At 61.9% G+C, this 12,050-nt stretch carries 10 protein-coding genes; 7 read left to right on the forward strand and 3 right to left on the reverse strand.

Features of this window, described 5'->3' with window-relative positions:
* Window positions 1–75: 75 nt before the first annotated feature.
* Genes X744_RS142805 through X744_RS142795 form a run of 3 tightly spaced genes read right to left on the reverse strand, consistent with a single transcriptional unit; the run spans window position 76 to window position 3,729 of the window.
* Window positions 76–1,272, reverse strand: a complete 1,197-nt coding sequence (locus tag X744_RS142805) for a glycosyltransferase family protein (protein WP_032908076.1) — start codon at window positions 1,270–1,272, stop codon at window positions 76–78.
* Window positions 1,269–2,513: a glycosyltransferase gene (locus X744_RS142800; protein ID WP_023762446.1), complete on the reverse strand. Its 1,245-nt coding sequence runs from the start codon at window positions 2,511–2,513 to the stop codon at window positions 1,269–1,271. The genes X744_RS142805 and X744_RS142800 overlap by 4 nt, the downstream gene beginning before the upstream one ends.
* Before the next feature lies 1 nt (window position 2,514).
* A complete protein-coding gene (locus X744_RS142795; RefSeq protein ID WP_031261200.1) occupies window positions 2,515–3,729 on the reverse strand; it encodes a glycosyltransferase family protein in 1,215 nt (404 codons plus the stop codon).
* 713 nt (window positions 3,730–4,442) lie between these two features.
* Here X744_RS142795 and X744_RS1000000171165 point away from each other — a divergent pair.
* The 7 genes from X744_RS1000000171165 to leuD all read left to right on the forward strand — a co-directional run bounded on the left by X744_RS1000000171165 (window position 4,443) and on the right by leuD (window position 12,016).
* The gene (locus X744_RS1000000171165) at window positions 4,443–5,525 is read left to right on the forward strand and encodes an adenylate/guanylate cyclase domain-containing protein (RefSeq protein WP_245266845.1); all 1,083 of its coding nucleotides are present in this window, start codon (window positions 4,443–4,445) and stop codon (window positions 5,523–5,525) included.
* 219 nt (window positions 5,526–5,744) lie between these two features.
* Entirely contained in the window at window positions 5,745–6,809 is a 1,065-nt protein-coding gene (locus X744_RS142790; RefSeq protein ID WP_023762449.1) for a cyclic nucleotide-gated potassium channel, read from the forward strand.
* Window positions 6,810–7,491: 682 nt separating this feature from the next.
* Window positions 7,492–7,707, forward strand: a complete 216-nt coding sequence (locus tag X744_RS1000000172825) for a hypothetical protein (RefSeq protein WP_245266846.1) — start codon at window positions 7,492–7,494, stop codon at window positions 7,705–7,707.
* A gap of 3 nt (window positions 7,708–7,710) precedes the next feature.
* Window positions 7,711–8,403 carry a response regulator transcription factor gene (locus X744_RS142785; RefSeq protein ID WP_023762453.1) on the forward strand — a complete coding sequence of 231 codons (693 nt, stop codon included), beginning with the start codon at window positions 7,711–7,713 and terminating at the stop codon, window positions 8,401–8,403.
* On the forward strand, window positions 8,394–9,995 hold the full coding sequence (locus tag X744_RS142780) for a HAMP domain-containing sensor histidine kinase (protein WP_023762454.1): 1,602 nt from the start codon (window positions 8,394–8,396) through the stop codon (window positions 9,993–9,995). Before X744_RS142785 ends, X744_RS142780 begins: the two co-directional genes overlap by 10 nt.
* Before the next feature lie 28 nt (window positions 9,996–10,023).
* A complete protein-coding gene (locus tag X744_RS142775) occupies window positions 10,024–11,190 on the forward strand; it encodes an FAD-binding oxidoreductase (RefSeq protein WP_023762455.1) in 1,167 nt (388 codons plus the stop codon).
* Between the two features lie 220 nt (window positions 11,191–11,410).
* Entirely contained in the window at window positions 11,411–12,016 is a 606-nt protein-coding gene (leuD, locus tag X744_RS142770; protein ID WP_023762456.1) for a 3-isopropylmalate dehydratase small subunit, read from the forward strand.
* The last annotated feature ends 34 nt before the right edge of the window (window positions 12,017–12,050 follow it).

Below are 12,050 nucleotides of genomic sequence, written 5' to 3' on the forward strand. Positions count from 1 at the left end.
GCCGGGCCTTGCTCATGCAAAGCTACGATTCACTCAACAAAATCAATTATTTGCCGTTTGTGGACGGAAACTAGACTAGTTTCCAGGGTCCGGTTGATCATGAGCTTTTCCGAAACCGGGCCGCATTTCTAGGGACCATGTTCGATACCGCTCGCGCAGGATTTGCGCCGAGTGACGCGCGCCTTCTAGATCGAGACGATGCGCGGATGGCGTAGGTGCCACAAGGGCCTGTTCGATCGCTTGCGTCAAACCTTCAGGCGTTAGGTCCTTTTCCATCAGCACCGTTGCAAGACCGAGTTCTTCGAGCATCAGGGCGCGAACGTTTTGTTCGGTTTCACCGCCGGCTGCAAATGGAACGAGCAGGGAGCGACAACCCGCGCGCAGGACATCGCAGACCGTGTTGTAACCCGCCTGCGACACCGACAGGCGGGCGCCGGTCAGCAGGCTGGCGAAATCCTCGCGGAACCGGAAGATGGACAGGCCCGGCGTGGCATCGCCTGCGATCGCGTCAAACTCGTCTTTCGGCAGGTTTGGGCCGGTGATCAAACACCATTTCCAACCGTTGTTGGCGTTCCGCGCCGCTGCGACGGTGGAGCCGACAAGGCTCTTTCCGGCAGCCCCGCCGCCAACCGACACCAGAACGTCGAAGCGCTCGGAGCCCACGGGCGATGGCGGCGCGGCAACGAGCCCTGTATAGGCGACTTCGGCCCTGATCGCCCCAGCCAGTGGAAATGTCTTGTCGATGGTTGCGAAAGCCGGGTCGCCATGGACCATAACAAGGTCGAAATGCCGGTTGATGAGATCGACCGTTTCCTCGTTTCGGCCGGGCTTGACGCGCTCCTGAAGGATATCACGCACGGACGTCGCCAGCAGCGGTCTGGGCGACGCCGCGTCGATGGCCTCGAGCAGCGGCAAGAGTTCGAAACGCATCTGACGGCGTCCAAATGGAAACGCCTCGATAACGACGATATCCGGCCTGCAATCCCGGAATGCCTGCAGCAGCATCTCTGAACGCCGTTTCCTGAAATCATCGTCGATGGGTTTGCCGTGCAAATCGACAAGTCCGGAAAATCCTTCATCACCGGAGGTGACAGGTGGCAAGGTTACAGATTTTACCCCGAGTCCCGGAAACCCCGTGACCGGCGCTCCGCCGGTCACAACGGTTACGTCAAACCCGTCGTCGACCAGAGCCGCCGCGACGCGGCTAGAGCGCGCGAGATGACCGATACCGAGCAGGTGCTGGACGTAAAGGAAGGCGCGCAGCCGGTTCAATCGGCGGCCCGCCACTCGCGCTCGAACAGTTCCTTGAGCTGTCCAATGCTTGCCAGATGATCGAAGTTGCCGCGCACGCGCCGCTCTGCTGCGTCGCCGAGGCGGGTGCGCAGCACGGGATCGCGGATCAGGCGCTCCAGCGCCTGTGCCAGGGCAATTGGATTTTCCGTCGGAACCAGCAGCCCGGTTTCATCCGGCGATAAAATCTCCGGCACGCCGGAAATATTGGTCGACACGCAGGCAAGCCGCTGGCTAGCCGCCTCCATCAGAACATTCGGCAGACCGTCCCGGTCGCCATTAGCGGTGATCCTGCAGGCCAGGGCGAAGATGTCGGCGCAGCGGTAGTGCTCAAGCACCTCCTCCTGCGCGAGCGCGCCTTTCCAAGAGACGCGACCACTCAGTCCCAGCTTTTGCGCCAGTACCTTGAGCCGTTCCAGTTCCTCGCCGTCGCCGATATGCTCGAAACGCCACGCCAAATCGCCAGGCAAGAGGGCAAGAGCCTCCAGCAAGGTATCGTAGCCTTTCTTTTCAACGGCGCGCCCGACACTCAGAAGGATAACCGGTTCGTCCAGCGCCGAGCCGTCATGATGCTTTCGCGCCTCGCCAAAACAGCCGAAACGATCGAGGTCGAGCCCATGGTAGCTCAGATGCACGGACGAGTTGCCGTTAGCGAGTTCCGTCAGACGGTCGAAGCCGGTCTTCGTGCAAGTGACCGTCCAGCGCGCCGAGGAAAGCTTGCCGGCCAAATCCCAGTCCGCCGAAGTCCAGATGTCCTTGGCATGGGCCGAGCAGCTCCAGGGCAGGCTAAGAAGCTCGCTGGCATAGCGCGTTACCGATGCCGGCGTGTGCACGAAATGCGCATGCAACCATCCCGCGTCTTTCGGCCATTCGGCCGCCAGCACGAGCGCCTGCCCGAAACGGCGCGCGCGATTGCGGGTAAAGTCGCGGGGGATATCGGCAGCCAGCGATCCGAGCGCGCGCCAGAAGCCCGGCCGCAGCAAACAAGCAAACAGCGAGCGAAGCACGCGAAGCGGCTCTTCATGCAGATATTCCGGCAGATAGTGGACGGCCGCTTTGATCTCGTCATGCACGGGGTGGCGTTTTGCATCGGTCGGCCGCCTGAGCGCGACGAGTATCAGCTCGAACCCCGCGCGCTCCAGACCGAGCAGTTCCTGCGCGATAAAGGTTTCCGAGACGCGCGGATAGCCCTTCAGAACCACGACAATCTTGCGATGTCGCAAGTCAGTTCATTCCTTCAATGACCGACAGGCGATGGCCGGGCCGCCGGTCGAGCAGTTCCGCGACGATTTCGGAAATATGAGGCAGCCCTTCCAGCGTCAGATGCGGATTGCTCTGTGATGGGCGGGGCCAGTCCGGCAGTGCCACCAGTGCATCGGCAAACCGCTGGGAATCCTTGGCTTCTTCCGGCAAAAACATCTCGATGAGGCCGAGTTCGGCTGCGCGCCGAGCGCGGATCAGTTGTTCCTCGCGGGGCTCGACGCGCGGCACGATCAGCGCCGGCTTGTCGAAAGATAGTATCTCGCAATAGGTGTTGTAACCGCCCATCGCCACAACCGCCTTGGCGCCGGCAATCAGGTCTTCCATGCGGTTGTCGAACTCGATGATCTTGATGTAGGGGATCTTGGACCCCTTCTTGATCAGCTTGTTGCGCTTGCGCGCCGGCATGTAAGGTCCAAGGACGATCAGCGCCCTATGTTGCAATTGCGGATCCTGCTGATAGGCATCGATGACGTCGTGGATCAGTTCGGCGCCGTCGCCTCCGCCACCGGTGGTAACGAGGATATAATCGCCCTCGGGCCGGTGGCCGGGCAACTCGTTCCGCTGCAGGCTCCGTTGCAGGAAACCGACGAATCTCATCTTTGCCCTGACAACCGGCGGCACATCCAAGCCGGTCAACGGATCGTAGAAATCAGGCGGACCATAGGCCCAGATCTTGTCGTAGAACAGGCCTATCTTGCGCATCACATCCCTGCGTGCCCACTCGGCTTCGAGCAGATGCGGCGCATCCATCACCTCGCGCAGGCCAAGCACCAGCGTGGTTCCCCGCGTCTTGAGGTAGGACAGCGTGTCCTCAATCTCACCGCGCAGGCCGAGCGGTTCCTTGTCGACGATGAAGATATCCGGCCGGAAGGTCTCGGCTGTGTGGCGGATGATCGACTGGCGCATCCTTAGCGTCTCATGCAGATCGATATCCTTTTCCAGCGAGGTGTACTCGCCGTTGCGCAATTTGATGACGCTGGGGATCTTCACGAAGTCGACACGGGCGCGGTAGTCGAAGGCGCCCGCGATAGGCGCACCCGAAATGATAAGCACCTGAAGTCCCCGGAAATCCTCGACCAGCGAATGCGCGATCGTCCGGCAGCGCTGCAAGTGGCCAAGCCCGAACGTGTCGTGGCTGTACATGAGAATTCGAGCATTTTCTGCGTGCTGGGTCATTATTGAACGTCTTTTCGAATTCTCGCCTTGAGGACCGTGACAAACCCGCAGGCTTCGGAACCCCCTGGCTGTACCGACCTGTTGTGAAACATGACGGCGCAATTTTCAATTTGTATTAGCAGAAAACCGCAGATCGCCTAGTTATCCGCGAACTCATCGACTTTGCCCTTCATCCGAAGGCTTCAGGCACCGCCCGGCCAGGATCGGGCCGTTCCCCGCCACACGGTCCGCCGTGATGAACCCTCGTTGTCCGCTCGGCAAGCGGTCGCTGCCGCTGCAACGGCTTACGGTCCGGTCCTCGCAACGAAACCATTTCGGCTTCGTCGGTGCCCGAATTTTGCACGATTCCACCGCCCGAGCCGATTGGTGCTACACTGACAGCCAGTTAACGCGACGGACCGGTGTTCGGTGATATGACCAAAGCAACCGCTTTACCCGACAGAGTGGATTTCGACGTGGCCGCAGGTGAGACCTTGCTTGAGGCGGCTCTCAGATCGGGCGTGCCATTTGCCCACGCATGCGGCGGCAGGGCGAAATGCTCGACATGCCGCGTTTGGGTCCTCGACGGCATTGAGGCTTGCCCGGACCGCAATCCCGACGAAACCCAGATGGCGAACCGGTTGAGATTGGCCGATGAAGTTCGGCTGGCCTGTCAGCTCCGGCCGGAAGGCGAGCTTCGCGTCCGACGCCTCGTGCTAGACGAAACCGACATGATGATCACCAGCCAGCTTGGTGCTTCTGCCGCGACGCGTTGCGGTGAAGCAAGGCGTGTTGCGGTCTTCTTCAGCGACATTGTAGATTTCACAGCGCTGTCGGAGCGGCTTTCCCCCTACGACGTGATGTATCTGCTCAATCGCTACTTCGCCCAGGTCGGCGACATCATCGAGCAGAATGGCGGTTTCATCGACAAACTGATCGGCGATGGGCTCATGGCAATATTCGGTATCGACGACCAGCCAGACGCTCCGCTCCGCGCCGTGAACGCCGCACTTCAGACCCTCGCCACAGTCGATCGTCTGAAGCCGTTCTTTGCCTCGATGTATGGCATCGATTTCGATATTCGTATCGGCCTCAACTATGGCGAAGCCGTCATCGGCACATTGGGTTTTGCTGGACACGAACGTCTCACGGCCATCGGCGACGTTGTAAATCTGGCCAGCCGGGTCGAGTCCGCCAATAAAGATGCCGGTACGCGCTTGCTAATATCCGAGGCCCTTCGCGACCAGATCGCCGAAAAGGTGGAAATCGGCGACTTCGTCAGGGTGCGCCTTCGCGGTACCGCCGAGCGCACAAGCCTGTTCGAAATCGTCAGGCTGAAGCCCGAAATTGACGCCGAGCTGAATTCCAAGGGGCTTCGCGAAACCATCCGCCACGGCGGCAGGAGGTGGGTTCGTGCTTTTTCCGAAGACGAGCTTCAGCCCTACGAACGTCGGATTCTCGATTTTGAAGATTACGATATAGTTGTCGTTCGCGGATCCGACAACTATTGCGCCTTCAACAATGCTTGCCCGCATCTTCATCTGCCGCTCTACGAACGCCGAAGTTCCGCTCAGGTCGAGGCGCTGCAGCTCCCACACACGGGGAGCACGATCACCGCAGATCTTGGCCTGGTCTGCCGCTGGCATCAGAGTTGTTTCGACCTGCTTACCGGCGAAATCAGGCAGTGGGCCAAGTTGGAGCACGACGGTACCAGGGCGGGACTTGAATATTTGGGTGACATTTCGAAGAACCGCGCAAAGTTGATCGTATATCCTTGCCGAAAGCAGGACGGCTTTGTGTGGATCGGGCTCGAGTGAAAACGACGGCCCGATATTTCAGTTTTTCCGTCGGACCCATTGCAATGTCCGGATTGGGTCATTCTCGTCGGTTGTGGCTTGCTGTTCACTTCCGGTCACGAAGCAATCCGGGATATCTGAGTTTGCCGTTGATAATGCACGTCGCCGCGACGGCGGCACCTTTGCGCTTGCCTTGAAGACATCCTAGTTTGGAGGCTGGTAACCGCTCGTGAGCATAGAATGTCGGTACTGCCTTTCTTAAGAATTTACGCGCCGCTCAACGCGCTGCTGGCTGCGATTGGGCTTGTGGCGGTGGCTACGCTCACGACACCGGACATGTCCGGACGAAGCAGACTGGCTCTGGCTGCGGTCCTCGCGGTCATCTGGGGCGTCTATCTCCTGCAACTGGCCGAGACGCTGCTCAAGCGCCGCGCGGGAGACGTTCGGGACAGGACGCCGGCAATCGCAATTGATGTGCTCGCGGTTTTGGTTCCGCTTGCCGCCTTTCTACTCGTCGGGATGCCCGACCGGAGCCTCTACTGTGCTGTCTGGCTGCTGAAACCTCTGCGCGACTCGACTTTCTTCCCGCTGCTGGGCAGGATCCTGACCAACGAAGCGCGCAACCTGATCGGCGTCACCACGCTTTTCGGCGTCGTTCTGTTCGGTGTCGCGCTGGCGGCCTATGTCATCGAGCGCGGCGCCCAACCGGAAAAGTTCGGCAGCATCCCCCAGGCAATGTGGTGGGCGGTGGTCACGCTGTCCACCACCGGCTATGGCGACGCTATTCCGCAAAGCTTCGCCGGCCGCGTCCTGGCCGGCATGGTCATGATGAGTGGCATCGGCATCTTCGCGCTCTGGGCTGGCATTCTTGCCACCGGCTTTTATCAAGAAGTGCGTCGCGAGGATTTCGTTCGCAATTGGCAATTGGTCGCCGCCGTGCCGTTGTTTCAGAAGCTCGGCCCGGCCGCGCTAGTCGAGATCGTGCGCGCGTTAAGACCTCGCGTCATGCCGGCGGGCGCCGTGATCTGCCGCAATGGCGAGACCGGTGACCAGATGTTCTTCGTCGTGGAGGGGCGCGTCAGCGTCGCGACGCCGAACCCGGTGGAGCTTGGCCCTGGCGCCTTCTTCGGCGAGATGGCGCTGATCAGCGGCGAACCGCGCTCGGCGACCGTCAGCGCCGCAACGGTGGTCTCGCTCCTGTCGCTGCACTCGGCGGATTTCCAGATGCTGTGCAGCAGCAGCCCGGAGATCGCGGAAATCATCCGCAAGACCGCGCTCGAGCGGCGCGGCGCGGCACCGCACTAGGTGTGTTCTTCACGAGGAGGATGTGATGGCAAGGTTGTGTGCCGCTTATCGGCCATTCTGTTGTCCCTGGTGACCGCCTGACATCGCCTCGCTTGGCTGTCTCGCGCGAAGGCCGACGACATGCTGTTGCGGCAGACGCTCGAACTTCAGAAAGCTGAGAAGTTCCCGGAGGCCGTCGTTTACGGGGAGAAGATGCCGGCAGGCAGATGAGGGGCTGCACCAACCTCTGGAGGGTGGGCAAATTCCAGTTCGAAGTGGTTGCCCCAGCCCTGCACGAAAACTGCACAAGCTTGCGGGAAACCTCCTCGCATCCGCCGCACCGTTACCTCGCCGACCTGCGAGACCGGGGGGCATGCAAAAGCGAGAAAAACCCTGTTGGTCCCTGCCTTATCGGCTGCGCAGTGAAGGCTGGTGGCTGGCCGATCCGCCGTGCGCAAACTCTTTGGCGATCCTCATTCCCTTTGGCCGCAAGCGCCCGGCGTCAATCCGGCCCGAAGCCATCAGGGAAGCCAGGTGATGACCTCGTCGTTCACAGCCGTGCCGAGCTGTTGCAGCCGCTTCGGCGTTGCCGTGCTGCTGCCAGCACTTGCGGAATTTCTCTTTTATGGCCAACCTGCCGGGATCACGGTTTTCCTGTTCGCCTTCCTGCTTGCCGCCGGCATCGCGCTGGGAAATCCAACGAATGGCTGCTGTCGGCCAATCTTCCGACGTTATCTCTGGCGCTCTATGCCGGCTGTTTCATCAATTTCGCCGCGCTGATTGCCAATTACAATGTCGCCATTCCTTCGAAATGACCGGCCAGGGGCGTTCCCTCGACTGGCGGCTGCTGCGCACTCTCGACACCAAGGACCCGTTCGTGGTTCCTGACCATATCGAATCCCATTTGCCGGGCCGCTGATCGATGCCGCATCACATCCTCGTCGCCGACGACGATCCGCATATCCGCGAAGTGATCTGCTTTGCGCTGGAGAAGGCCGGCATGAAAACGCAAGGAGTGGCCGACGGCGCCGCCGCCCTGCAAGCGATCGGGCGGAAGGCACCCGACCTCGTCGTGCTCGACATTGGCATGCCGGAGATGGATGGGCTGGAGGTCTGCCGGCGGCTGCGGCACACATCCGATGTGCCGGTGCTGTTCCTGTCGGCGCGTGACGAAGAGATCGATCGCATATTGGGCCTCGAAATGGGCGGCGACGACTATGTGACGAAACCGTTCAGCCCGCGCGAGCTGGTGGCCCGGGTCAACGTCATCCTGCGGCGCGCCCGCCCGGCGCCGCCCGAACCGGTGGACGACCGGCAGTTCGTGCACGGCAAACTTGCTTTGGCACCGGCCAGCCATGCCGCCAGCTTCGACGGCAAGCCGCTTGCCCTGACGGGGATAGAGTTCTCGATCCTGAAGGGGTTTTTGGCGCGGCCGACGCATGTGCTCGACCGCGACGCGGTGATGGCAAGTGCCTATGCCGCCAACATCCATGTCGCCGGCCGCACCGTCGACAGCCATATCCGAAACATCCGCGCCAAGCTGGCAGAAGTGGGTTGCCTGGATGCCATCGAGACCGTGCATGGCGTCGGCTTCCGGCTCGGCCGATGCGGCTGACGACTTCGCGAAAATGGATCGGCCGCAAATGGCGGCCTCGCCTCGCCACGGTCGTCGTCGCCATCCTGATCCTGGTGATGGCCTTGCCACTGGTCGGCCTGTTCTTCTTCCGCCTCTACGAGAACCAGCTGATCCGCCAGACCGAGGCGGAGCTGATCGCGCAAGGGGCGGCCATCGCCGCCATCTATGCGCAGGACGTGCGCGATGCCGGCATTGCCCCGCACAAACTCGGCGCACCGATGCCGCAGGCAAACGCAGGCGCGAGCCGAAGCGTCAATCCGGACCCGCTGTACAGGCCGATCGAACCGCGTCTCGATCTCGCTTCGGATTATGTGCTTCCGACCCGGCCAGTGGCCATGCCAGGCACCGCCGATCCCGCCTTCGCCGCGATCGGAAAGCGCCTGTCCGGTATCCTCGACGCCACACAGAAAACCACGCTGGCCGGTTTCCGATTGCTCGATCCCACAGGCGTCGTCATCGCCGGGCGCGGCGAGATCGGCCAGTCGCTTGGCGCGGTCGAGGAGGTGCGCGAGGCACTCGCCGGCCGCTATGCCAGCGCGCTCAGGCTGCGCATCCCCGACCAGCCGGCGCCACCGCTCTATTCGGTCAGCCGCGGCACCAAGGTGCGTGTCTTCGTCGCCTTGCCGGTGGCCGTCGATGGCCAAGTCGCTGGCGTGGTCTATGTGTCGCGGACGCCCAACAACATCATGAAACATCTCTATGGCGAGCGCGGCAAAGTGACGTTGGCGGCGATCGCCATTCTCGGCGGCACGCTGCTCATCGGCCTGGTCTTCCTGCGCACCGTCAGCCGGCCGATCTATGCGCTGATCGATCGCACCGAGCGCATCGCCGCCGGCGACCGAGCGGCGATCCGGCCGCTCGACCACCACGGCACATACGAGATGGCCGAGCTTTCCGCCGCCTTCCTCGACATGGCCGAAAAACTGCAGGCGCGCTCGGATTCCATCCAGACGTTTGCCACCCATGTCTCGCACGAACTCAAATCGCCACTGACGGCGATCCAGGGCGCGGCCGAATTGCTGCGCGATTCAGGAAGCGCGATGGACGATACGGAGCGTCGGCGCTTCTCCAACAATATTGTCACCGATGCCGGGCGGCTCAATCTGCTGGTACGGCGCCTGCTCGACCTGGCGCGCGCCGAAAACCTGGCGCCGAGCGGCGAAAGCACCTCGATCGGCGCGGCACGGGCGCTGCTCCCGGTGGACAACAGGCTGGCTGTTCACGTCGAGGCCGGCGGCGATCTGGTCTTGCGCATATCGGCGGAGAACGCGGCAATCGTGCTTGCCAATCTCATCGACAATTCGGCTAGGCACGGCGCGACGCAGGTTTCGATTGCCGCGATGAGCGCCGGTGGCAAGGCGCGCATCCTGGTCAGCGACAACGGTGCCGGCATTTCGCCCGCCAACCGGGCGCGCATCTTCGAGCCGTTCTTCACCACAAGGCGCGAATCGGGCGGCACCGGCATGGGCCTCGGCATCGTGCTGGCCCTCCTGAAAGCGCATGATGGTATGATCGCGCTGGTTGACTCCGAGCGCGGCACGCGCTTCGAGATCATTTTGCCGGTCGCGTGAGGACGCGGGCAAAGGATCGGAGAAAAAAGTGCGCTACGACATCGTCATCATCGGCGGGGCCATCGTCGGATCCTCGGTCGCCTATTATCTGCGCGAGGAAGGGTTTTCCGGCTCGATCGCCTTGATCGAGCGCGATCCGCAGTTCGCCCACGCGGCAACGACGCTGTCCATGGCCTCGATCCGCCAACAATTCTCGATCCCGGAAAACATCCGGCTGTCGCAGTTCACGCTGAACCTGTTCCGGCGGCTGAAGGAAGAGTTCGGCGCGGATGCCGATATCGGCTTTCGCGAGGGTGGCTATCTCATCCTTGCCGGCGAGGACGGGCTGCCGATCCTGAAGGCCAATCACGAGGCGCAGATGGCCGAGGGCGCCGACATCGTTCTCGAGGACGCCGACAGGCTCGTGCGCCGCTTCCCGTGGCTATCGGCCGAAGGCATCACCGCCGGTGCCTATGGCCGGACAGGCGAGGGCTGGTTCGACGCGCATGCGATGCTGATGCTGTTCCGCAAGGCGCTGCGCGAGAAGAAGATCGATTTCATCACCGCTGATGTCACCGATATTGCGCGCGACGGCAACCGCGTCACCAGCGTCAGGCTCGACAATGGTGAGGTGCTGGAGGCCGGCATCGTCGTCAACGCCGCTGGGCCGAACGCCGGCAAGGTGGCCGGCATGGCCGGCCTGGCGCTGCCGGTAGAGCCGCGCAAACGCAATGTCTTCGTTTTCGAGGCGCGCGAGAAATACACCGACATGCCGCTGCTGGTCGACCCGTCCGGCATCTATGTGCGCCCGGAAGGTTCGGTCTATCTCACCGGCGGTGCCGAACCGGAAGAGGGCGATGGCCCGGCCGCCCCTGGGGATTTCGAGGTTGATTGGCCGCTGTTCGAAGAGGTGATCTGGCCGGTGTTGGCGACCCGCATTCCGGCCTTCGAGGCGATCAAGCCGACGCGCGCCTGGGCCGGCCACTACGACTACAACACACTCGACCAGAACGCGGTGATCGGCCCACATCCTCAAGTCGGCAATTTTATCTTTGCCAACGGGTTCTCCGGCCACGGCCTGCAGCAGGCGCCGGCGGTCGGCAAGGCGCTGGCCGAACTGATCGTGCATGGGGGGTATCGCACGGTGGACTGTTCGGCGTTTGGGTATGGCCGGGTCGCGGAAGGGCGGGCGTTTCGGGAATTGAATGTGATTTGAGCGGCGGCGCTGCGGAACGGAACCTGTTCCGCAGCGATCCTTCCCATCTCAGGCTGTTGCAAGTCAGGTGATCCTTTGTGGCCGGAAACCGGAGCTACTTTCGGGTGACATCCATCATGGCTTGCGCCACCGCGCACAAACAGCTGCCTTTTATTTGCCGCCGGCATTGTGTAAACCGGCGTCAGCAAATTCCCCCGCAACGAAAACACGGGCAAAAGCCATGGAAAAATTCACCAAGCTCACCGGCGTCGCGGCTCCGATGCCGATCGTCAATGTCGACACCGACATGATCATCCCCAAGGATTATCTGAAGACGATCAAGCGCACCGGGCTCGGCACCGGCCTTTTCGCCGAAATGCGCTACAAGGACGACGGTTCGGAAAATCCGGATTTCGTGCTCAACAAGCCGGCCTACCGCAAGGCGCAGATTCTGGTCGCCGGCGACAATTTCGGCTGCGGCTCGAGCAGAGAGCATGCACCGTGGGCGCTGCTCGATTTCGGCATTCGCTGCGTCATCTCGACCTCGTTCGCCGACATTTTCTACAACAACTGCTTCAAGAACGGCATTCTGCCGATCACCGTCAGCCCCGAGGATCTCGAGAAGCTGATGGACGACGCGTCACGCGGTTCCAACGCCACGGTGTCGGTCGATCTCGAGGCCAAGGAAATCCGCGGGCCAGATGGTGGCGTGGTCACCTTCGACCTCGACGACTTCAAGCGGCACTGCCTGCTCAACGGGCTCGACGACATCGGCCTGACCATGGAGAAGGCCGGCGCCATCGCTTCGTTCGAGAAGAAGAACGCCGAACAGCGTCCGTGGGCCTGAGCGGTACGCTCCGGGCGGATAGGCGGGTTCGTTG

The organism is Mesorhizobium sp. LNHC252B00 (genome assembly GCF_000502955.1).
Classification (GTDB): Bacteria; Pseudomonadota; Alphaproteobacteria; order Rhizobiales; family Rhizobiaceae; genus Mesorhizobium.

Coding starts and splice junctions, on each gene's coding strand:
- X744_RS142795 (WP_031261200.1), bottom strand. CDS start 3,729: ATGACCCAGCACGCAGAAAATGCTCGAATTCTCATGTACAGCCACGAC.
- X744_RS1000000171165 (WP_245266845.1), top strand. CDS start 4,443: ATGATCACCAGCCAGCTTGGTGCTTCTGCCGCGACGCGTTGCGGTGAA.
- X744_RS142790 (WP_023762449.1), top strand. CDS start 5,745: ATGTCGGTACTGCCTTTCTTAAGAATTTACGCGCCGCTCAACGCGCTG.
- X744_RS1000000172825 (WP_245266846.1), top strand. CDS start 7,492: ATGGCTGCTGTCGGCCAATCTTCCGACGTTATCTCTGGCGCTCTATGC.
- X744_RS142785 (WP_023762453.1), top strand. CDS start 7,711: ATGCCGCATCACATCCTCGTCGCCGACGACGATCCGCATATCCGCGAA.
- X744_RS142780 (WP_023762454.1), top strand. CDS start 8,394: ATGCGGCTGACGACTTCGCGAAAATGGATCGGCCGCAAATGGCGGCCT.
- leuD (WP_023762456.1), top strand. CDS start 11,411: ATGGAAAAATTCACCAAGCTCACCGGCGTCGCGGCTCCGATGCCGATC.